The sequence below is a fragment of the Bacteroidota bacterium genome (assembly GCA_018692315.1).
Taxonomy (GTDB): domain Bacteria; phylum Bacteroidota; class Bacteroidia; order Bacteroidales; family JABHKC01; genus JABHKC01.
The window spans coordinates 1-22,888 of sequence record JABHKC010000092.1; the positions used below are offsets into that span (position 1 = coordinate 1).

The following is a 22,888-nucleotide window of genomic DNA, read 5'->3' on the forward strand; positions in this document are numbered from 1 at the left end:
ATAGAATCAGTTATTTATGATAAATGTGGTTCATCTGAGTAAAACTAAAAAAATAGCAAGAAAAATAAATTTTAGCCTAAATCATATTTCTCTAAACTTCAGCTACATAAAGAGTTCTTTTTTTTCTTGCGGAATTGCTGATTAAAATGGCAATAAGCTAATGAGATAACCATGTATTTTCATAGACAAAATTTACATACATATCTTTTATGCAACACAATGACTATACAAGAAATCGTAATTTAGAATTATTTTATCGGATAATTGAATTTTCGTTGTTCTATCAAAATCCATACGCAAATTAATAATTCTAAATTTTTATTTCATAATTAATTTCCATTTTTGCAAAAAATATCAAAAATGGAATATTGTAAAATTATTTTGAAATCAGGAAAAGACCAATCGGTTAAGCGATTGCATCCCTGGATTTTTTCCGGTGCTATTAAAAAAATGCTTGGAACTCCTGCAGAAGGTGAAATTGTTGAAGTATTAGATAATAAAAATAGTTTTTTGTGCTATGGACATTATCAAATTGGGACAATCACAGTTCGTATAATCTCTTTCGAAAAACGAGTAATTGATAAAAGTTTTTGGCACGACAAAATTTTGAAAGCTATAAACTACAGAAAAAAAATAGGATTTTTAAGCGGTGGAAATACAAATGTTTTCAGAATGATAAATGCTGAAGGAGATAATCTTTCAGGTTTAATTATTGACTACTATAATGGAACTGCTGTAGTTCAGGCTCATTCTATTGGAATGTTCACTATTTTGAATACTATTTCAGAAATATTGAAAGATATTCTTCAGGAAAATCTGCTTGCAGTTTACAATAAAAGTAAATCCAGTTTGCCATATAAAGCTGATATTAAGCAAGATGATGCTCTTATTTTCGGTTCGCCAAACACAAATGAAGTCCTTGAGAATGGCAACAAATATTTTATTGATTGGGCAGAAGGGCAAAAAACCGGATTTTTCATAGACCAACGCGAAAACCGAAAACTTTTAGAATTTTATGCAAAAGAAAAATCTGTTTTAAACATGTTTTGCTACACCGGCGGTTTTTCAGTGGCTGCATTACAAAATGGAGCAGAATTAGTTCACTCGGTTGATAGTTCGAAAAAAGCCATTGAGCTTACCGATAAAAATATAGAACTCAACTTTCCTGATGCAAAAAATCATAAATCTTATTGCGAAGATGCTTTCAAATTCTTAGAGAACATTCAGGATAAATATGATGTAATTGTACTTGACCCACCTGCTTTTGCAAAACATCAAAAAGCCCTACACAATGCACTTCAAGGATACAAAAGGTTGAATCAAAAAGCTATTGAACAAATAAAACCGGGTGGTATTATTTTTACTTTTTCCTGCTCGCAAGCCGTGAGTAAAGAGAACTTTCGTAAATCGGTTTTTGTGGCAGCAGCAAATGCAGGAAGAAGTGTGAAAATTCTACATCAGCTTAGCCAACCTGTTGATCATCCAATAAATATTTTTCATCCTGAAGGAGAATATTTGAAAGGAATAGTTCTATATGTGGAATAGCATTTAGATCTAAGCTAAATAGACAATTTAACCAAAATTATTAGGACGGGAACTTCTTTAAGTGGACCAATAACTGTTGTAAAAATTTCGTAAGAATTTAAATAAAATCTACTAAGTTTTTTGGCTACCAAAACTTTAATTTTAAGTTAACTTTGTCACATAAAATAATGAAATGAAAGGGAAACTTATAATTTTTTCGGGACCTTCGGGAAGTGGAAAAACTTCAATAGTTAAATTTCTATTGTCGAAAAATCTTAATCTTAGTTTTTCGGTTTCGGCATGTAGCCGAGAAAAGCGTAAGAATGAAGTTCATGGGAAAGACTATCTTTTTATCTCTGTAAACGATTTTAAACAAAAAATTAATAACAAAGAATTTTTAGAATGGGAAGAGGTTTACGAGAATAATTTCTATGGAACTTTGAAATCGGAAGTAGAAAAAAATCTTGATACGGGCAAAAATGTGATTTTTGATATTGATGTAATTGGTGGTTTAAACATTAAGAAAATATACACAAACAGTGCTCTCACAATTTTTGTAAAACCTCCAAATATCGACGAATTAAAAAAAAGACTAATAAGTCGTTCTACCGAATCTGAAGAAAAACTGAATAAAAGAATTAGTAAGGCAAAATATGAAATTTCGTTTGCCGACAAATTCGATAAATTAATTATAAACGACAAACTAAATGAAGCTGAAGAAGAAGCCTTTGAAATAGTAAATCAATATCTATTTTGAAATTGGTTTTGCAAAATTGAAAAGACAATCTTAGAATATTAAACTATCAAAAAAATGAAAGTAGGCTTATATTTTGGCTCATTCAATCCTATCCATATTGGACATTTGGCTATTGCAAACTATATGGTCGAATTTTCGGACATTGATCAGCTCTGGTTTGTTATCAGTCCTCAGAATCCTTTTAAGAAAAAATCGAGCTTGCTTGCAGATTATCATCGCCTCGAATTGGTGAATCTTGCAATTGGCGATAGCAATATGCTGAAATCTTCGAACATTGAGTTTAAATTATCGCAACCTTCTTATACAATTGACACATTGGTTTTTCTTAAAGAAAAATATCCTGTTAAGAATTTTGTACTAATAATGGGTTCAGATGGAATTTCGACTTTTCATAAGTGGAAAAATTATACCGAGATTTTGAAACATCATCAAATTTATGTTTACCCCCGACCAAATTGCGATAATAGTAAAGCAGCCGAATATGGAATGAAAATAATTGATGCACCTCAAATTGAAATTTCATCGAGTTTTATTCGAAATTCCATTAAAAATGGAAAAGATGTTCGCTATTTTATGCCGACTAAAGTTTCAGAATATATAACTGAAATGCACTTTTTCTCAAGTTAATGGCAATAGGAAATGCCAGCTCAAAATAAAGTTAAACAAAAAACACTAATTGTCTTTATGGTAAGCTTCCACAATATCTTTCACAAGTGGGTGGCGCATATTGTCCTTTTCGTTGAAGTGGATAATTGAAATTCCTTTAATGGCTTTTAAAATTTTCAATGCTTTTATTAGACCAGATTGTTGTTTTTTTGGCAAATCAATTTGAGTAATATCTCCGTTGATTACAAATTTAGAATTCGAACCCATTCTTGTTAAGAACATTTTTATTTGATTCTCTGTTGTATTTTGAGCTTCATCGAGAATTACAAAAGCATTGTTTAAAGTACGCCCCCGCATATATGCCAATGGCGCAATTTGTATAACTTCATCTTCAATCATGTCGCGAAGTTTTCTCGAAGGAATCATATCGCGCAGTGCATCATATAAAGGTTGCAAATAAGGGTCAATTTTCTCTTTCATATCGCCAGGTAAAAAGCCCAAATTTTCACCCGCTTCAACTGCCGGGCGACTCAAAATTATTCGTTTCACCCAGCGGCTACGTAAAGCTCTTACTGCCAAAGCTATTGAAGTATAAGTCTTGCCTGTACCTGCCGGACCAATTGCAAAAATCATATCATTTTTTTGCTCCTGTTCTACAAGCAATTTCTGATTTTTTGTAGCAGCTCTAATTAATTTTCCATTGTTTCCGAAAAGTAAAACTTCATTATCAGAGTTTTGGCGAACTTCAATTTCATCAATATTTTCTGTCAAAATTCTTTCGAATTCGCTATTTGTCAAATTTGAATTATTACAATAGTGATTTATGATTATCTTGATTTTCTTTTCAAAATTATTTATTTCATTTTCATCGCCAAATAATTTCAGCTCCTCGCCACGTGCAATAATTTTTAGCTTTGGAAAAAATATCTTCATTCTTTCTAAACGAGAATTGTTTACACCGAGAAGTAACAAAGGATCAACTTCTTTTAAATAAATAATCTTTTCAATCATATTTAATATATTTCACTATTTTTGATTCCTACAAAGTAAATAAATTATTTTTAATACATATAAAATTGGCAAATAGAAGATTTTATGTTTTCAATCTATTTTTCAATCAAAAAGTAAATAATCTAAATAAAAGATGAATAAAAATTTACAAGCATTCGATAGATTACTTCAAATAATGGACGATTTACGAGCAAAATGCCCTTGGGACAAAACTCAAACTTTAGAAAGTCTGCGAACCTTAACAATAGAAGAAACATACGAACTTGCCGATGCCATTATCAGTAACAATATGACTGATATAAAGAAAGAACTTGGCGATTTGATGCTACATATAGTTTTTTATGCAAAAATTGGTTCGGAAACTAAGGATTTCGACATTTCGGATGTAATCAATTCTTTATGTGATAAGCTAATTTTTCGACATCCACACGTATATGGCAACACGGCTGTTGCTGATGCCGAAGAAGTAAAAGCAAACTGGGAGAAGTTAAAACTGCTGGAAAAAGGAGAAGTGAAAAATACAGTTTTGAGCGGTGTTCCAAAATCGCTTCCTGCCCTTGTTAAAGCAAACAGAATTCAGGATAAAGTTAGAGGAGTTGGCTTCGATTGGGAAGAAAAAGAGCAAATTTGGGAAAAGGTAGAAGAAGAATTTAACGAATTAAAGCAAGAAATTTTGGATCAAAATCAAGATAATATTGAATCAGAATTTGGCGATTTATTTTTCTCTCTTATAAATGCAGCCCGACTTTATAATATAAATCCGGAGAATGCTCTCGAAAGAACTAATCGAAAATTTATTAAACGATTTAATTATCTTGAGAAACAAACACTTACCAAAGGAATTTCGTTGCATGATATGACACTCGAACAAATGAACAAAATTTGGGACGATGCAAAAAAATATGATTAGTTCTAAAATTGAAACAATTCATATATTTTTTCAATTTTGTCGTATAAAATATTAACTTTGCTTATATCAATTTATTTAATTATTTGGAAATGAATGAAACTCGAACTAATAATGGAACAATATTAATAGTTGATGATATTTCAACCAATATTCAATTAATGACAACAGTTTTGGAGAGAGAAAATTTTGATGTAATCTCCACGACAAATTCCGAAGAAGCTATAGAAATCACAAAAAACAATGATATTGACCTGATATTATTAGATATTGTAATGCCAAATATAAATGGATTTCAATTATGTAAGAATATTAAAAGCCACGAAGCATCCTCTGATATCCCAATTATCTTTATTTCCGTATTGCCGTTTCCAGAAAATATTGTTAAAGGTTTTGAATTTGGAGGAGTAGATTATATAATTAAGCCCTACAACAAACAAGAATTTGTATTCAGAATAAAAACACATGTCAAACATAAGCAAGAAATTGCAAGACTGAAGCAAGAAATTGCAAAGCTAAAAAACCCATCCGCAAATAAATAATCACTTTTGGAAGGCCTTCTGTATATAGGAATAACTCAATCGCTATTCGCCTCATTTTTAATGATTAGCAAAAAAAACCGTCAGTTGTCTGACTATACTTTGTCTATTTGGCTTTTTCTTATTGCTATTCAATTGTCCTCTAATTTTTTAGGTTTAAAAATCGAAAAACTAAAATATCCGGAATTACTTTTGCTTAGAACCATTCCTTTCACTTACGGACCTTTTCTTTATGTCTATGCCAAGCTGCTAATTTCAGAAAAACCCAAATTCAATAATAAAAGCCTCCTTCACCTAATTCCTTTTTTCGTCTTTCTAATATTCTTTTTTAGTATAATCAAACAAAAAAATATTATAAATAATGTTATTGAAAGTTTTCAGGGAGGCAGCTTTTCAGCAATTCATTTTTCGTATGCAATTGCAATAATTATCAGCATTATTATTTATGTTTTTCTTACGATGAAGCTATTGCGAAAACACCGAAAAAATATCTTAAATCATTTTTCTATAAAGTCTGAAAAAACCAATCTTAATTGGTTGAGGACTATAGCAAACTGCTTTGGCTTAGCATATTTCCTTGCAATTTTAGTTAGGTTTTCTAATTTCTATTTCGATGTAAATAATCCGATTTTTAGCCCTGAATTTTTTCCCGTAATAGGCTTAACATTTTTTGCTTATGCTCTAAGCTTTTTTGGATTCAATCAGCCGTCAATTTTTGTAAATAAACGATACGAATTATTGCAAGAGATTAAGCTCCGAAGAATGGCAAATGCAGAAAAAGCTCAAAAACGAGAAACAAAATACGAAAAATCGGGATTGAAAGAAGTAGATGCTAAAAAGTATCTCTCAATGATTGAAAAATACATGGAAGAAAAAAAACCATACTTAGATGGAAATTTTACCATCGAAAATATGGCAAGAGATTTAGATATTCAGAAATACTACCTTACTCAAATTATTAACGAAAAGTTGAACAAAAATTTCTACACTTTCGTGAACGAATTTCGCGTAAATGAAGTGAAAAGAATGTTATTAGATAAAAACACCGGTAATTTTACACTGCTCGGTATTGCCTACGATTGCGGATTCAACTCAAAATCGGCATTTAACTCTATCTTTAAGAAAATTACAAACGAAACCCCATCGCAGTTTAAAAAAAGAAATTTGCCATCATAAGACAAGTTTTTGATTTTCTAATTGAAAAATCCTTTGAAATTATCAAAAAAACTACTGTCTGTTTTAAAATTTTCAGCGCTGAAGTTTTTTGAAGGTTTTAGTTTCTCAATAATTTTTCTTTCATCTTTCGATAAAACTTCAGGAATGTAAACATTTATTGAGACTAATAAATCTCCTCTTCCGTAGCCATTCACTTCAGGAACACCTTTCCCTCGCAAACGTAATACTTTCCCGGGCTGAGTTCCAGGTTCAATTTTAATTTTTACTTTACCTTCTACAGTAGGAATTTCTACAGGGATTCCAAGTATTGCATCGGGGATACTAATATTCAAATTGTACAAAAGGTCGTTTTCATCTCGTACCAAATGCGGATGTTTTTCTTCTTCGATGAGAACCAAAAGGTCGCCATTAACTCCTCCTCTACGTGCAGCATTGCCTTTTCCGCTTACCGAAAGTTGCATTCCTTGAGCAACTCCAGCAGGTATTTTGATACTAATAATCTCGTCATCTTTCACAATTCCTTCGCCATAACAAACATTACATTTGTTTTTCAGTGTTGAACCCTCGCCTCCGCAATGCGGACAAGTAGATGCCGTTTGCATTTGCCCTAAAATTGTATTTGTTATTTTCGAAACTTGTCCTGTACCATGGCAAGTTGTACAAGTTATTCTTCCAGAGCCGGCTTTGCCTCCACTTCCGTTACAAGATTGGCAAGCAACATACATTTTCACCTTTATCTTTTTTTCAACTCCTTCAACAATTTCTTTTAAGTTTAGTTTTACTTTCACTCTCAAATTTGAGCCCTTGCTTACACGTCTGCCACTACGACTACTTCCAAAACCACTAAAACCGCCTCCGAAACCACCGCCAAAAATGTCACCAAAATGAGAAAAGATATCTTCCATATTCATTCCGCCGCCACCAAATCCGGCACCGCCTTTCATTCCGGCATGACCGAATTGGTCATATCTGCTTTTTTTGTTTTCGTCGCTTAAAACTTCGTAAGCTTCAGCAGCTTCTTTAAACTTCTCCTCAGCAGCATTGTTATTAGGATTTTTATCAGGATGATATTTTATAGCTTGTTTTCTGTATGCTTTTTTTATCTCATCTTTAGAAGCATTTTTCGACACTTCTAATATTTCGTAATAATCTCTTTTCGACATATTTGTAGTTTTTTGGTTTTAAGGCTTTTATGCAAATGATTTTTTGTTCAATGGATTGATTTTAATGATATTTCAAATTTGCTCATTGCTTAGTCGCCAATAACTACTTTTGCAAATCGTATCACTTTGTCATTCAAATAATACCCTTTTTCTATTACATCAATAACTTTCCCTTTTTGCTTTTTCTTTGGAGCTGGAATTTTTGTTATTGCTTCGTGTAAATCTGTATCGAATTCTTTATCAATAGCATCAATTTCTTTAATCCCATTTTGCTTTAGAAAGTCTTTGAACTTATTATATATTAAGTCGTTACCAGTTTTTATTGCTGTCACATCTTTAGCTCCTTTGCTTGCAGTGATAGCTCTTTCAAAATCGTCAAAAATTGGGATGATATTTTTAATAGTATCTGCACCGGCAGATTTTATTAAATCCATTTTTTCTTTCAGAGTGCGTTTTCTGTAATTATCGAAATCGGCTGAAAGTCGAAGGTATTTATTTTTCCATTCCGCAATTTCTTCCTCCGGAGTTTTTTCAACTTCAGGTTTAGATTCCTGAGTGATGTCATCCGATTTTTCATTTTTAATTGGTTCTTCCGAAACAGTTTCAGAACTTTCGGTTTTTATATCCATTTCTTCCTCAGAATCTATATTCTCTTTGTCAGAATCCTTCTCAGACTTTTTAGTAGAAGCTTCTTTTGTTTTTGCATTTTCTACTTTTATTTCTTTTTCAATATTCGCTTTTTCTACTTTTTTGCTTGCCATTTTACAAAAGTTTTGAAATTAAAAATTTAAGTTTTCTGTGCTTAACAAAATTATTGCCACTTTGAAAGACAAAAAACTATGAATAAAAAAATATATAAATAATCTGGGAAATAGGAGTTTTTAGAGAACCCAAATTTGCTGATTTGCTATTTTTCGATTTAGATGAAAAATTATGTAAATTGTTTCAGACTTTAAATTTAGAGAAGTTTTTTACTAAATGAATCAATAATTTTGCAAACTTTAGGTATTTAGTAAATGAATGAAATTACAAAATCTTCATAGGAGAATTTTATTACATCTAAGAAAATAACAAAGGACAAATTGTCACAGAAACTATATTATATGCAAAAATGACAACATCTTTGTCAGGAAATCACAGATATTGTCATACCATTTTTTTAAAGAATATTTGAGCTTAACTCCGTGAATTGATTACTCTTCTTCTATCACAAGCTCAGAAATTACAATAGTTACATTTGCGGTTTCATCATAATTCAAAACAAGTTCTCCTTCGCCAAAACGCTTATTGTAATGCAGAACCGGACCTTTTTCAACAAAAACATCAAGGGTTGATGTGAAAACAAACTCGTGGAAAGTTTTGCCCTCTTCATTTGTAAATTTTTGGTCTTCCATTATAGTACCGTTCGGTCGGGAAAACAACTCTACTTTTGCTCCCACAACAGGTCTATCTTCTTCGTCAATAACATAAACAACGGCTTTTGGGTTCTCATTTTTATTGCAAGAAAAAAACAATAGAGGAACTAATGTAAACCAAAAAAGTACTAAAATGCTCTTTTTCATATCCTTAACACAATTTTACCTGATAGTAACAGTTTCTTCGTAAGTTTTGTCCTCTTCTAAAATTACAACTCCCGATCCAGTAAGAGTATAAGAAAAATCGCTGGAAACATATTCTACTTCTACATCAAGAATTGCTTCGTATTTAAATGTATGAAATGTTTGTCCATTAGGATCGGTTCTGGCAATTTGCTCTACAATTGAACCATTTGGTGAAGAAAACACTCTAACTTGAGCTAAATGAACAGGAAATCCGGCTTCGTTAACTACTGTAATTGTAGCTTTTGGAGGTTCTGGTTCAACACAAGAATTAAATGATAAACATGTAGTTATTAATAAAATAGAAAAAAATACAAATCTTAATTTAAAGTTTTTCATAATATTTTACATTTATATTAAATCCTTCAATAGAAATAATTTCTATCTTGCGACAAAATTACAAAATTAGAAAATTATTTAACTATTTTATTTTATTATGAAACATTCTCAAATTATATTTATTATTATAATTTCGATTTTTAGTTTATCTGCTATTTCGCAAAATGCTATATCTCAAACTATTAAGATAGAAACTAATTTTGGAGATATAACACTAAAATTATATGATGAAACGCCACTTCACAAAGATAATTTTCTGAAACTAATCTCACAGAATTTTTACGACTCATTATTATTTCATAGAGTGATGGACCAATTTATGATTCAAGGAGGCGATCCTGATTCAAAAAGTGCTATCAGCGGAAATAGACTTGGAAATGGAGGCCCCGGATATACAATTCCGGCAGAATTTGTTGAGAATATTATTCACAAAAAAGGAGTTTTGGCAGCAGCTCGCGAAGGCGACCAAATCAATCCGGAGAAACGATCATCTGGTTCTCAATTTTATATTGTTGAAGGAAAACTTTTTACAAATGAAGAAATAGACAAATTTGAAGAGCAAAGGAATAATTCGAAAAAAACTCAAATCACGCTAGACTTTATTGCAAGGCCAGAGAATATAAAAATTAAAAATAAGGTAGATTCTTTACAGAAAATGAAAGATATTGAAAGTTTGAGAGCGTATGCCTTAGAATTAGAAAAGTTTCTTGAAGATGATTTTGCAAAAATGGAAAAGTTCAAATATTCAGAAGAGCAAAGAAAATTATATACCACCATTGGAGGAACTCCGCATCTCGATGGTGCTTACACTGTTTTTGGTGAAGTAATAGAAGGATTCGATACTATTGAAAAAATCTCGCAACAAAAATGCGACGAATATTCCCGACCATTTGTTGATGTTCGAATGAAAATTAGTATTTCGGAGTAAAAGTATTAATATTGCTTATTCCAAATATTTGTACACAAATTCCTTGCAGAAAACATAAAATTTATAATTCCTGAAAAATGTTAGATAAAGTAAAATATTTATTAAAAGAAATTGAAAATTTCAGATCAAATAAGAAAGAAGAAATTGAAAACAAAAGAATTGAATTATTGAGTAAGAAAGGCGAAATTTCGAAGTTGTTTGCCGAATTTAAGAATGTACCTAATGACCAAAAAAAGGAATTTGGACAAAAAATTAACGAACTTAAAAATAAAGCCCTTTCTAAACTAAATTCGTTGAAAGAGAAACTTGAAGAAAATGGAGGCGAAATCAATGCAAAAGATTTGAGCTTACCAAGCGAATTTGTAAAACTTGGTTCTCGTCATCCTATCTCAATAGTTAGAAATGAAATTATTCAAAATTTTTCGCGTTTGGGATTTGTCATTTCCGAAGGACCCGAGATCGAAGACGATTGGCATGTTTTTTCTGCTCTAAATTTTCCGGAAAATCATCCGGCTCGCGACATGCAGGATACTTTTTTCATTAATAAAAATCCTGATATTCTACTTAGAACGCATACATCTTCTGTACAAGTTAGAGTTATGCAAAATCAGAAACCCCCAATTCGTACAATTTCACCGGGTAGAGTTTTCAGAAATGAAGCCATTTCGGCACGAGCACATTGCATTTTTCATCAGGTAGAAGGATTATATATTGACAAAAATGTTTCTTTTGCTGATCTGAAACAAACTCTTCTATATTTTGCAAAAGAAATGTTTGGTGAAAAAATTGAAATACGATTGCGACCATCATATTTTCCCTTTACAGAACCATCTGCAGAAATGGATATTAGTTGTAAAATTTGTGGTGGTAGCGGTTGCAATGTTTGTAAATATACGGGTTGGGTTGAAATTCTAGGTTGCGGAATGGTCGATCCCAATGTTTTGGAAAGCAATGGCATTGACAATCAGAAATATACCGGTTTTGCTTTCGGAATGGGAATTGAGCGAATAACAATGCTAAAATACCAAATTAAAGACCTCAGGCTATTTTTCGAGAATGATATTCGGTTTTTGCAACAGTTTGAAGCGGCAATTTAGGTATTCATTCCTTATTCTTAATTTCCTCATATTCAGGAATTTTTTGCAAGAATTTATAAGAATTGTTACTATGGTCAATTTTGCAGCAATAATGCGACAATCCATTAGTAACTATTAAATAATTTACTTTCAATTTAATGTTGTAGTTAGCAATTTGCTCAAATGTATTTTGAGAGATTTTCACCTTAGGCGATTTACATTCGACTATCAAAAGTGCCTTCCCGAATTTATCAAAAACTGCAATATCACAGCGTCTTTTCATTTTATTTATTGAAAGAAACATTTCAATTGTAATAAGTTGTTGCGGAAATTTTTTCTCATCGATCAAATAATTTACGAAATTTTGCCTGACCCATTCCTCCGGTGTCAGGGCAACATATTTTTTCCTGAACTGATCGAAAATATATTTCCTATCGTCAATAAGTTTATATCGAAAATTATAGTTAGGTAAATTTAGACTTTGCATAAGAAATTTTTTCTTAATAATTCAAAACTGCAATCCTTGTTTTACTGAACATTATTTTTCATCTATCCATAATCTATAAACGATAAAAAATTGTCCAATTTCGTACAATTATTGTATCACAATCGTTCATTTCAATTATCTACAGAAATAGAATATTCTAAATTTCAACATCTTAGCAAATATGGCATACAAAATGCAATAATGGAAACCTGAACAATTAAATTAAAATTTAATGTAGTTTTTTCTCAATAGTTTAATAATAGGTTAGTTAAACTGTGAAACGGGCATTTTGGTTAGATGCCCGTTTTTTTATTCATTCTTTCATCGCACATTTATGCAAAATCTAAAACTGAAATTATTATTTCTTGCTATGTTTCATTTAATTAGCTATTTCTAACAAGATGATTAGAACTTGCTTGACATGTTGGCATTATCAACATATCATTTATATTTACATGAGCCGGTCTTGACACTGCAAATAAAATTGCTTCAGCAATATCGTTTGCAAATAGTGGTGTCATTCCATCATAAACCTTATTGGCAGCTTGTTTGTCTCCCTTAAACCGTACTAATGAAAATTCAGTATCAACCATTCCGGGATGAATAGCAGTAACTTTTATTCCATACTCAAGCAAATCAATACGCATTGCTTTTGACAATGAATCAACTGCATGTTTGGTAGCACAATAGGCATTTCCATTTGCGTAAGTTTCCTTTGCTGCAATTGAACCAATATTGATAATATGTCCGGTTTTTTGGCCAGCCATTATTGGTGAAATTTTACGAGTTATATAAAGTAAGCCCTTTATGTTGGTGTCAATCATTCTTTCCCAATCGTCTATAAGTCCAGAATGTATTGGACTTAGTCCAACTGCAAGTCCGGCATTATTCACTAAAATATCAATTTTTTTCCAATTGTCAGGTAGGCTCTCAATAGCTTGATTTACTTCCTCGAGTTGACGAATATCGAAACTCAGGCACAAAACTTCTACAGCAAATTTCTTGACAATTTCTTGCTTCAAATCTGTTAACCTTTCTTTTCTTCTGCCAGTAATAATTATATTAAACTGATTTTCAGCTAACTTATAGGCTGTAGCTTTTCCAATGCCAGATGTAGCACCGGTTATTAATGCAATTTTTTTCATTTGAAGGAAATATAAGTGTAAATTTCAAGCTGAATTTGAAACTTATCGGCATTTTTTACAATAATCACTTTTAACAGATGGATTTTCAAAAACCTGAATTGAAAAGTGTTTACCATCGAAAAGTGAACAATATCGTTTATGATTAATTTTATCGGCAGTTCTTAAAGCATTCACAAATTTTGAAGAAACCTGAAGGTCGGTTTCATGACTACATAAGGAAATGTATGTAAAAAGCAGTTCTTCATTAACATTTTCGTTTTCGATAAATGGGTCTAAAAGCGATGCTGCATATTCATAATCGTTATGATCTATAAAAATATGTGCCAATTTCAGAGAACTTTGCCAGCTTGATTCTTTAATATTCACCAAATTCTTAATTCTATTCAGGCTTTCTACTACCAGAGGATTTGTAGTTTCAACCGTATCAATCTCTTCAATTATTTTGAATTGGAACTCCAAGTTCAACAAATCAATAGTTTTTTTATCTAAAGTTGTACGATAAAGTTTTTCGATTTGACTTTGAATTTTAAATGCCTGATAATCATCAGTTAATTGTTCATTTTCTAATTTACTAAAAATATTATTAAAACTAATATATCCGTTGGTTGGAGCAAGTTTGTATAAATCTTGCATTTCTTTATAAAACTGTTCTGATTCAATTTCATTTACAAAATTTTGCATCCACAATTTGTTCATTATCATACCTGTGAATTTAATATCAAGCGGTATTTCCTGGTCGTGTATGGCTTTCGAATTATATTTTCCTGCAATAATTTTCTTCAAAATATATTTCTGAATTGAAAGTGCTAATGGTAAATTTTGTTTTTTTATAGCTCTATTAAATTGAAACAAAACAAATTCTTGTTCTTTTTCGCCTCTCAAGTCGTATGAAATTTGCATTTCTACTCTGGCAAACCTATGATTTTTTAGAATTGGTTCGAGATCTTTATACATATCATTTTTTCTGATATATGATTTTGCCTGTTGCAATGTCATCGAGGCAAAATGTTCAAATTCGGTACCTATAACATCTATCTTAAACAAAGACCAGCTATCTTTAGCAAGCAAATCGATTTCCGGTTCTTCATTTTGTTTTGCAGCTATAATATTTTTAATGCTTTCGGCTCTTTTGTGTTGCTTTATAATATTTTTTGGGTCAGTATTTTCTATTGAAGAATATGCAACAACATGTAATTTATCAATAATGAATGGAGGCTGATTTAATTCTTCAAAATATGGATTAATATCTTCATTTGTATATTCATATTTACCTTTTTCAAATATAATTTTGAAACTTAACTCACGACTTTTTGTCTCCGGAACATAGACCATCTCATTTTGGCTACTTACTGTATCAGCCAGAATTTCAATTTTTTCTGTTTTAGGATTATTCCCATTAAAAACAAATGCTTGCTGAATATTTCTGCATATATGTTTGTCTTTTATTAAAATCAAATTCAGCTCATATTCACCTATATCTTGTGGCATATAGTCAATTTCTACCATCAGGTTTTTCTTGGCATCTTTTCCTTCGATAAGATTACTTGAATAAAGTTTTTTAGCGAGCAATTTATCTAACAATATTCCTTTGTTATACAAATTATTATCTAAAGCATTTTCAGCATTGCAAGGATATTGTTCTTTTTGAATTATATCAACAGCAATTCCATCATAGCTGTCCTTTTTTATTATTTTTTTTAATTCCTTCAAATCGTAATGCTTAAAATATACCATGTCATCTTCAACAAAAAGACTTTCCTGCAAATCACTCAATCCTCTAAATTTATCTAACTTTTCACAGATTTTTTGATTATAGCCTTTCAGTCCCATTGATTTTGTAGTTATTGGAACTTCAAGTTCATTGGCAAGATCAATACCTGGACTTTTTGAATAATAATTACCAAAAACTACGGAAACATAAACTTTCTTGTTTAAATCGTCGAGTGAGGAACCTATTCCGACAAATATATACTTATAATCGGTAACTCTTGAAGCAGTTTTAGGACTTCGCATCCACTTATCTACAATATAGTTTGCTACAAATTGGTATGTATAATATTCGCCAGATTTCTTAAGAGATGATTTTTCTGTAAGACCGGCAATTTTATTCGTACCATCATAATCTAAAGCAATATCACAAATTTCCATAGGATCGCGCCTTACATCCTGATCTTTTGCCATATTTTCAGCTTGCTCTTTTGCGGTATATGTCAATATTTTTTCCTCAACAAACCTATCTACTCCATTTTCATCGCGATTTTTGTTCAACTCATCGAGCATTGCCTGAGCAAGAATTTTGTAATTAAATTGATAAACATCAATTGTTTGGCTTGTTTCTAAATTTGTGCTATCTGAAAGTTCACCATTCGATTGACCATAAGAATTATGCAAAATAATGGTAAATAATATCGCTGATATCAATAATGTTTTATTAATAATTTCATTCATTTTATTCAATTTAATGTTTAAAAGAATTGCTGACAATTTACAAATAATCTCAAAACTAAAAAAGCATTTATTATATATTATTTGCTCTCTTACAAATTATAGTATCGTCATCATTTTATCCTCTTAATAACATCCTGTTTGTCAGACGATTGAAAAATTTGAACTTTTTCCTTAGTGAAATTTCCAAACAAAATTTCACTTTAACCAAAACTTTATAATTTCGCAATCTTTATAGATATGAAAATTATTTTCTTTGTACTTCGTTTTCTATTTTTTCTAATGTGATTATTAATTAGCTGATTTTTATAAATTTAATGAATACAAGTGATAAAATCAATTCATTGAAAATTTCATTTGCCGGTGATACGAGCTTTACTGGCATTTTTAGAAAAAAAGTTATGGATGGCGAAGAAATTTTTTCAGAAGAATTTTTGTCGAAATATAATAAATCAGAATTTTTTGTATTGAATTTTGAAGGTGCAGCAACAAAATCCTGTCAAAACGAAAATTCAAAATTTGCCTTATTCAGCCCAACTTGCAGCATTTCATATTTAAACAAATATCTAAATCCTATTTTCAATCTTGCCAACAATCACATTTTCGATTGTGGTTTGAAAGGTTTTTTGGAAACCAAACAAGAAATTAAATGGCAGAAGTTGCTATATTTTGGAGCTGGAGAAAATATAAAAGAGGCTTCACGAGTTTTATTTCTGGAACACAAAAACATTAGAATTGCAATTTTAGGAATTTCTCATCGAGAAGGTGAGATTGCATCGAAAAATTCTGCCGGAGTGTTTTGCCAAAATGAATTTCAATTATTAAAACAGAAAATTGCTTTAGCAAAAAAACAAGCTAATTATGTAATAGTTAACTATCATGGTGGCGAAGAATACACTTTTTTCCCCTCACCTGCAAAAAGAAAGTATTTACGAAAAATTGCAAAACTCGATGGTGTTGATATAATTATTGCTCACCATTCACACACTTTTCAAGGCATTGAAAAAATAAAAAATACAACAATATTTTATTCGCTTGGAAATTTCATTTTCGACATTCCACAGCATAAAATTCGCACTGGCACAAACAAATCGGCAATTGTGAGTTTGACTTTTACTAATGAAAACTACGAGTATGTAGTGCAACCTATACACATCAATTCAACAACCGGAACTATCAACATGGGCGAAATAGTTTCTTACGAAAACATTCTAAAGATTTCAGATTTTTCGAATTATAAAAATGAATGGAACTCAGAAGCTCATCGAGTTTTGTTTAAAACTGACACAAAAAGTCTAAATATGCCTGAAGAAAAAAATAGCTTGAAAAAAATGAGCATTTTGAAACTTTTGTTCAGCAAAGAATTTTATGAACGAACTTTTCAAATTCTCAAAAATAATAATGAAAGAGATATATATTTTGGAGCTATTAAACATTTGATTTTTAATAAATTTCATTCAAAATAATTGACAATTTTCAAATAAATAATTAGGTCTTGATAAATATTAGTCTAATATATAACTACGGTTTTTCCTGGTTCAAGAAGGAAAATATTTTCGTAAAAGGATATTTGTTTGACAAAAACAATTCTTTTTATGAAAAAGAGGAATTGTTCGAATATTTTAAAGGGATTACAAATATTCAATCCTTTGAGAATAAAATAAAACAAGCAAATGGACTTTTTACAGTAATTATCAAAAATGAAGATTCCGTTTTTTTTGCGGTGGATAGATTACGAATGTTTCCGATTTTCTATTTCATTGAAAATGAAGATATTTTCATTTCGGATGATGTTGAACATTTAAGATTACAAAACAAATTATACGAATTTGACGAAAAATCGGTTTCTGAATTTCTTGCAACTGCTTATGTTACAAGCTCGAAAACTCTTGTGAAAAATATTTTTCAAGTACAAGCTGGGGCATATTTTCATTTTTATAACACTACTATTTTTTCAAAAACATATTATTCATACTTTTTTTCGGAAGAAAAATCAAGCAGTTTTGAGAAACTGTGCAATAAATTGCCAGAAATCTTAGACGAAGTATTTAAACGTCAAATAGATACATTTAAAAAACGTACTGTAGTAATTCCTTTAAGCGGCGGTTTCGATTCTCGGCTCATAGCTGTAATGCTCAAAAAATTCGATTATCAAAATGTTGTATGCTACACTTATGGACGAAAAAATAATATTGAAATTTCTATATCGAAACAAGTTGCTAAAACACTTGATTTCAAATGGATATTAATAGAATACACAGAAGATCTAATAAAGAATTACCTGAACGACAAATCTTTTCAGGACTACTTTAAATTTTCGGCAAACTACAATACAATGTTTTTTATGCAGGAGTATTTTGCTGTCAAATATTTGAAAGATAATAATTTAGTTCCACAAGATTCGATTTTTATTCCTGGACATTCCGGCGATTTTATTGCAGGCAGCCAGCTTGCAAAAAATGACGGACTTGGCAAAAAAACCAGTATAAAAAAAATTGTTAATGCAATTTATAAAACCAAATATAACATAATTAAACCAGAAAAAAGGTTTAGAAAGCCTTTCAAATCAGAAATAAGCACCTTTGTTACAAAATCTTACCAAGAAAATAGAAATCTAAAAGCATATTCAGTTTACGAGGATTGGGATTTTAAAGAAAAAATTTCGAAATATTTAATTAACTCAATCAATGTTTACAATTTTTTTGGATATGAATTTCGACTTCCCTTTTGGGATAGCATATTAGTCGATTTTTTTAAGAATATTCCTTATGAATTCAGATTACATAAATTATTATATGATAAAGTCTTAACCGATATTTATTTCGAAAAATATGATATTTCTTTCAAAAATGAGATTCAAACTTCAGCTTTCAAAACAAAAATTCAATCAGTCAAAAATTTGATTAGACCATTTCTTCCATCGAAAATGAAACAAAAATTATTAGAGAAAAACGACATTATTTTTTACAAAAACATTACAGAAAAAATGATTGATGACTTGAAGAAGAATGGCAAGGAATATTATCCGGCAACAAATTCTTACAATTCAAATATTTTACAATGGTATATAAACGAACTTAAAATATATTAATACAATTAAAAAATGTGTCTCTCAAATAGACGCAAACTTGAAAAGATGATGGCATTTTTTCTGTGAACTTTAGCGAGAAAACTCACATCAGAAAATGATATATTTTGAATGCAATATTATTAGTTGAGAATTGTTTAAACAATTTCAAACAGAAGTTTCTTTTATGAAGATAGAAAATAAAAAAACGTCAATAATTATTGGTGCAGGTCCGGCAGGCTTGACAGCGGCATACGAACTTGTTCACAAAACAGACATTAAACCGATAATTTTTGAAGGAAGCAAAGATATAGGAGGAATTTCTAAAACCGTCAACTATAAAGGCAATAGGATAGATATTGGAGGTCATAGGTTTTTTTCCAAATCGGATAGGGTGATGCAGTGGTGGCAAAATATTCTGCCTATTGAAAAACATAATACTGTTGATAATCATAATATTATGCTTATTAGAACCAGACTTTCCAGAATATTTTTTCTTAGAAAGTTTTTTAATTACCCAATTTCTTTGAATTTAAATACTCTAAGAAATCTTGGTTTGTTAAGAATTATCAAAATAGGAATAAGCTATTTCTCTATTGCCATTTTTCCCAAAAAAAAGGAAAAATCGCTTGAAGAGTTTTTTATTAATCGATTTGGTAAAGAACTTTACCGCACATTTTTCAGAGATTATACAGAGAAAGTATGGGGTGTTCCCTGCACCGAAATTGAGCCAGAATGGGGAGCACAGCGAATCAAAGGATTGTCTATCACCAAAGCATTTTATTACTCCATCAAAAATATTTTTTGGAAAGATAAATCTATTGATCAAAAAAATACGGAAACCTCGCTGATTGATCAATTTATGTATCCAAAATTTGGACCCGGACATTTATGGGAACGAGTTGCTGAAATTATTAAAAATAAAGGTGGCGAAATTCATCTGAATAAAAAAGCTGTAGGATTTGAAACTACACAAAATCAAATATCTAAAATAGAAATCTTAGATATTAGTACTCAAAATATTCAAACTTATAATGCCGATTATTATTTTTCATCAATGCCGGTTGTTGATCTAATAAATTCGATGAAAGCAACTATTCCGCAGAATGTGAAAGAAATTGCAAATGGTTTGGTCTATCGCGACTTTATTACAGTTGGTTTGCTTTTGAAAAAGCTGAAAATCAGTAACAAAACCAAGATTAGTCCCAAAAACAATCTGATCCCCGACAATTGGATATATATTCAAGAAAGCGATGTAAAAATTGGCAGATTACAGATTTTCAATAATTGGAGTCCATATCTCGTTAAAGATGAAAATACTGTTTGGATTGGACTCGAATATTTTTGTAATGAAGGCGACGATTTATGGCAAAAATCCGATGAGGAATTTAAAAAGTTTGCAGCCATAGAATTGGCAAAAATCGACATTATCGACATTGCTGATGTTCTTGATAGTGTAATAATTCGTATGCGAAAAACCTATCCTGCATATTTCGGAACTTATAATCAATTCGACATAATCAGAAATTTTACTGATAAAATTGAAAATCTTTTTCTTGTCGGAAGAAATGGGATGCATCGCTACAACAATCAGGATCATTCAATGCTTACGGCAATTACTGCTGTGGAAAATATCATTAATGGCAAAAAAACGAAAGAAAATATTTGGGAGATAAATACGGAGCAGGATTATCATGAGGAGAAGGAAGGATAATTTTTATACAAATTAGGATAAAGTTTTAACTATTTCAAAATTACAAAATGCATACTGAAATTTCTTTTCGTTAAAATCCATTAGATATAAAAACCTTAAAAAAATCACTTTCAATTTCTACCTCCAGACAATTTTCAAAAACCAAAGGAAGATAATCGTATAAATAATTATCATACTTTTTAGGCTCCAATTTTTGTGATATTTTTTTTAATTCGTGCTTATCGATAAAGATGTAGATTTTTTTTGTTTTAAGAACCTCCTCAATTTTTTCATACAACAATTGCTCGGCACCAATATATTCATCGTGTTGCATCCAGTCTAATGGAAAAGGATTTCGACTTTTTAAAATCGGATAAATAGCAGAATTATTTGGCAGCATCACAAAATTGTTTTGAATATCATCCATACTGTTATAAATTGAAATGAAATCGGAATAATAATCGAAACAGTTTTTGTTTGTGCGAATTTCGCCAAATTCAAAGAAAATTTCGCCAAGCGAATAATCCAATTTTTCGCTCGGAAGGTCGCGGTAATTGGCTCTTCGCTGACCAAAAATGGAAACTACAAATAAACTGCAAACAACAGCTATGATAAATATTGGAAAATGTTTTTTAGTAATTATTTTTCTAACAGAATTATTCTGCTTTTGCAATATATAAATTATTAGAATGATGGTAGTTACGCCAAGTAAGCCCATAGCAAAAATTGGGCTGTTGTCGCCAAGCGAGATTGAACTTGTCCACGACAATAAAATCACAAAAAAGATTGTAACTATTTGGTTCATTTTTAATTTCAGCGTATGAATTGCGATAAGAAAAACTGAAATCAAAATCCAGAAAAATTCAAAAGGAACTATGTAAATAATGTTACTCTTTTGATAGAAATGAAAAAATGAAAAAGCCAAAGTCGCAAAAAAGTAAAAACCCAAAATCCAGGTTTTAGCATGTAGCAATTTTTTTTTCTTGTTTTTAAAAATGTTTCTATTTACAGAAAATAAAACAAACCAAATAATTACTAAAACATTTAAAACAAGCAATTTAGATTTAATAAAATATTTTATAAATTGAATAATTCCGGTTTCGACCAATTCGGTTCTGCCGGTCATTTGATTGAGAAACAGAAAAAATGCTTCATTTTTAAGTAAGACAAAAAAATAGAAGATGATAGGCGAAATACCTATTGTAGCGACACAAACTAATTTCAAAAATTCCTTTTTTCTAAAAAAATGAAATGCCGTATATAAAAACCCAAAAAACAGAACTACTACAAAACTTTGGCGAGAAAGAGCTGAGAGCGAAAAAAACAACAATCCTAACGCTATTAGAATGGAATTTTTCCAAATAATTTTTTTCAGAAAAATAGTATTGTAGAAACTAAATCCAATTACCGATAGAAAAATTGCATCAATTGTAGTCCATGGGAATAAATTATAATTGTTTAGATTTAATATAAAGCTAAACAAAAATACAGATGAAATCAGCAGATATTTTAGTTTTGAGTTTTCCGGAAAATGCAGAAACACTTTAAACAGTGCAAAAACCCATAAAAAAGAATAAACAAAAAACTCAAAAATGACGAACCATCTTGCGCTAATTTGCAAAGGCATGGGGGAGAAAAAATGGATTGAATGCAAAATTCCTGAAAAAACAGGTCTTATAGAAATGAAATCTTTGTGCGGACTTTCGCCATTTATCAAACGAAATGATTGGGCAAGAATTACTCCATCATCGGTTGGATTGAATCCTTCACTTTCTACATAATCAATTGAAATAAATACAATTAATATTGTTAATAAAGTAACAAAAATTGTTAGGATATTTTTTCTCATTTCAATTTGAAATATCAGGAAAATCCGGCATTATTCAACAATTGCAATTATTTCTACTTTGAAACTTCCTCCGTCAAATTTTTCAATTGGGATGGATTTTGAATATTCGTTTTTATAAATTCAAAAGCTTTTTCTAGATTTTGCTGAGCTTTCTCGCTTATCCCTTCAAAAAAGTTCCAATCGTATCCTTTGATATGCAACAAATAAGTTTCCGGAAATTTCTTATAAATTTTTTGACATAAGTCTAAAACATATGCTGCAGAAACTGAGTGCATCGAAAATTCAACTTTAGAATTGGATGGATTCACTTCAGAGAGATAAAAATCTTCGATTGGTTCTTCCGAAGCATCTACAAAAATCACAATATCTTTATCGGAAATGTTGTGTGCATCTTCAATGTTTAGCTGATAGTTGCTGTCGGTTTCAATATTTTGGATTCCTATTGTTTGAGTCCATTCATCCATTTTTTTTACGAAGGCATTTCCAAGGCCATCATCATTTCTGCCTGGATTGCCGTATCCGTAAAAAAGTATTTTTTTATCATTATTCATTTTACAAAAATATAGTTTTTTAAGCAA

Annotated in this window: 21 protein-coding genes; 11 read left to right on the top strand and 10 right to left on the bottom strand. The window is 30.5% G+C overall.

Annotation, left to right across the window (positions count from 1 at the left end; translation table 11 throughout):
* Window positions 1–360: 360 nt before the first annotated feature.
* The 3 genes from HN894_07430 to HN894_07440 all read left to right on the top strand — a co-directional run bounded on the left by HN894_07430 (window position 361) and on the right by HN894_07440 (window position 2,908).
* Window positions 361–1,545, top strand: coding sequence for a class I SAM-dependent rRNA methyltransferase (locus HN894_07430; GenBank protein MBT7143156.1), 1,185 nt, complete (start codon window positions 361–363; stop codon window positions 1,543–1,545).
* 172 nt (window positions 1,546–1,717) lie between these two features.
* Window positions 1,718–2,281 (top strand): guanylate kinase, encoded by a 564-nt coding sequence (gmk, locus tag HN894_07435; protein MBT7143157.1) that lies wholly within the window; start codon window positions 1,718–1,720, stop codon window positions 2,279–2,281.
* Between the two features lie 54 nt (window positions 2,282–2,335).
* The gene (locus tag HN894_07440; GenBank protein ID MBT7143158.1) at window positions 2,336–2,908 is read left to right on the top strand and encodes a nicotinate-nucleotide adenylyltransferase; all 573 of its coding nucleotides are present in this window, start codon (window positions 2,336–2,338) and stop codon (window positions 2,906–2,908) included.
* A gap of 45 nt (window positions 2,909–2,953) precedes the next feature.
* On the opposite strand, the gene HN894_07445 is transcribed toward HN894_07440, so the two are convergent.
* Window positions 2,954–3,898, bottom strand: coding sequence for a PhoH family protein (locus HN894_07445; GenBank protein MBT7143159.1), 945 nt, complete (start codon window positions 3,896–3,898; stop codon window positions 2,954–2,956).
* Between the two features lie 133 nt (window positions 3,899–4,031).
* Here HN894_07445 and mazG point away from each other — a divergent pair, with 133 nt between their 5' ends.
* The 3 genes from mazG (at window position 4,032) to HN894_07460 (ending at window position 6,520) form a co-directional block, all read left to right on the top strand.
* Window positions 4,032–4,808 (top strand): nucleoside triphosphate pyrophosphohydrolase, encoded by a 777-nt coding sequence (gene mazG / locus HN894_07450; protein ID MBT7143160.1) that lies wholly within the window; start codon window positions 4,032–4,034, stop codon window positions 4,806–4,808.
* A gap of 89 nt (window positions 4,809–4,897) precedes the next feature.
* Window positions 4,898–5,347, top strand: a complete 450-nt coding sequence (locus HN894_07455) for a response regulator (GenBank protein MBT7143161.1) — start codon at window positions 4,898–4,900, stop codon at window positions 5,345–5,347.
* A gap of 84 nt (window positions 5,348–5,431) precedes the next feature.
* Window positions 5,432–6,520, top strand: a complete 1,089-nt coding sequence (locus tag HN894_07460; GenBank protein ID MBT7143162.1) for a helix-turn-helix domain-containing protein — start codon at window positions 5,432–5,434, stop codon at window positions 6,518–6,520.
* A 17-nt stretch (window positions 6,521–6,537) separates the two neighbouring features.
* On the opposite strand, the gene dnaJ is transcribed toward HN894_07460, so the two are convergent.
* The 4 genes from dnaJ to HN894_07480 form a co-directional block, all read right to left on the bottom strand.
* The gene (gene dnaJ, locus HN894_07465; protein ID MBT7143163.1) at window positions 6,538–7,683 is read right to left on the bottom strand and encodes a molecular chaperone DnaJ; all 1,146 of its coding nucleotides are present in this window, start codon (window positions 7,681–7,683) and stop codon (window positions 6,538–6,540) included.
* An 89-nt stretch (window positions 7,684–7,772) separates the two neighbouring features.
* Window positions 7,773–8,444, bottom strand: a complete 672-nt coding sequence (locus HN894_07470) for a nucleotide exchange factor GrpE (protein MBT7143164.1) — start codon at window positions 8,442–8,444, stop codon at window positions 7,773–7,775.
* A gap of 432 nt (window positions 8,445–8,876) precedes the next feature.
* The gene (locus HN894_07475; protein ID MBT7143165.1) at window positions 8,877–9,245 is read right to left on the bottom strand and encodes a hypothetical protein; all 369 of its coding nucleotides are present in this window, start codon (window positions 9,243–9,245) and stop codon (window positions 8,877–8,879) included.
* 15 nt (window positions 9,246–9,260) lie between these two features.
* Complete coding sequence (locus HN894_07480) at window positions 9,261–9,620, bottom strand: hypothetical protein (protein MBT7143166.1); 360 nt, start codon at window positions 9,618–9,620, stop codon at window positions 9,261–9,263.
* Window positions 9,621–9,717: 97 nt separating this feature from the next.
* On the opposite strand from HN894_07480, the gene HN894_07485 reads away from it, so the two are divergent.
* Complete coding sequence (locus HN894_07485) at window positions 9,718–10,548, top strand: peptidylprolyl isomerase (GenBank protein MBT7143167.1); 831 nt, start codon at window positions 9,718–9,720, stop codon at window positions 10,546–10,548.
* A 77-nt stretch (window positions 10,549–10,625) separates the two neighbouring features.
* Window positions 10,626–11,645, top strand: coding sequence for a phenylalanine--tRNA ligase subunit alpha (pheS, locus tag HN894_07490; protein ID MBT7143168.1), 1,020 nt, complete (start codon window positions 10,626–10,628; stop codon window positions 11,643–11,645).
* A 4-nt stretch (window positions 11,646–11,649) separates the two neighbouring features.
* Here pheS and HN894_07495 read toward each other — a convergent pair whose 3' ends face one another.
* The 3 genes from HN894_07495 to HN894_07505 form a co-directional block, all read right to left on the bottom strand.
* Window positions 11,650–12,111 (bottom strand): type I restriction enzyme HsdR N-terminal domain-containing protein, encoded by a 462-nt coding sequence (locus HN894_07495; GenBank protein ID MBT7143169.1) that lies wholly within the window; start codon window positions 12,109–12,111, stop codon window positions 11,650–11,652.
* A 383-nt stretch (window positions 12,112–12,494) separates the two neighbouring features.
* Window positions 12,495–13,256: an SDR family NAD(P)-dependent oxidoreductase gene (locus HN894_07500; protein ID MBT7143170.1), complete on the bottom strand. Its 762-nt coding sequence runs from the start codon at window positions 13,254–13,256 to the stop codon at window positions 12,495–12,497.
* Window positions 13,257–13,298: 42 nt separating this feature from the next.
* Complete coding sequence (locus tag HN894_07505) at window positions 13,299–15,704, bottom strand: hypothetical protein (GenBank protein MBT7143171.1); 2,406 nt, start codon at window positions 15,702–15,704, stop codon at window positions 13,299–13,301.
* Window positions 15,705–16,045: 341 nt separating this feature from the next.
* Between HN894_07505 and HN894_07510 the strand changes: the two genes are divergently transcribed.
* The 3 genes from HN894_07510 to HN894_07520 all read left to right on the top strand — a co-directional run bounded on the left by HN894_07510 (window position 16,046) and on the right by HN894_07520 (window position 20,482).
* Window positions 16,046–17,167 (top strand): CapA family protein, encoded by a 1,122-nt coding sequence (locus HN894_07510; GenBank protein ID MBT7143172.1) that lies wholly within the window; start codon window positions 16,046–16,048, stop codon window positions 17,165–17,167.
* Window positions 17,168–17,196: 29 nt separating this feature from the next.
* Entirely contained in the window at window positions 17,197–18,792 is a 1,596-nt protein-coding gene (locus HN894_07515) for an asparagine synthetase B family protein (protein ID MBT7143173.1), read from the top strand.
* Between the two features lie 163 nt (window positions 18,793–18,955).
* A complete protein-coding gene (locus HN894_07520) occupies window positions 18,956–20,482 on the top strand; it encodes an NAD(P)/FAD-dependent oxidoreductase (protein MBT7143174.1) in 1,527 nt (508 codons plus the stop codon).
* A 70-nt stretch (window positions 20,483–20,552) separates the two neighbouring features.
* On the opposite strand, the gene HN894_07525 is transcribed toward HN894_07520, so the two are convergent.
* Both HN894_07525 and HN894_07530 read right to left on the bottom strand, forming a co-directional pair.
* Window positions 20,553–22,310, bottom strand: a complete 1,758-nt coding sequence (locus HN894_07525) for a hypothetical protein (protein ID MBT7143175.1) — start codon at window positions 22,308–22,310, stop codon at window positions 20,553–20,555.
* Between the two features lie 53 nt (window positions 22,311–22,363).
* Entirely contained in the window at window positions 22,364–22,861 is a 498-nt protein-coding gene (locus HN894_07530; GenBank protein ID MBT7143176.1) for a hydrogenase maturation protease, read from the bottom strand.
* Window positions 22,862–22,888 lie beyond the last annotated feature (27 nt).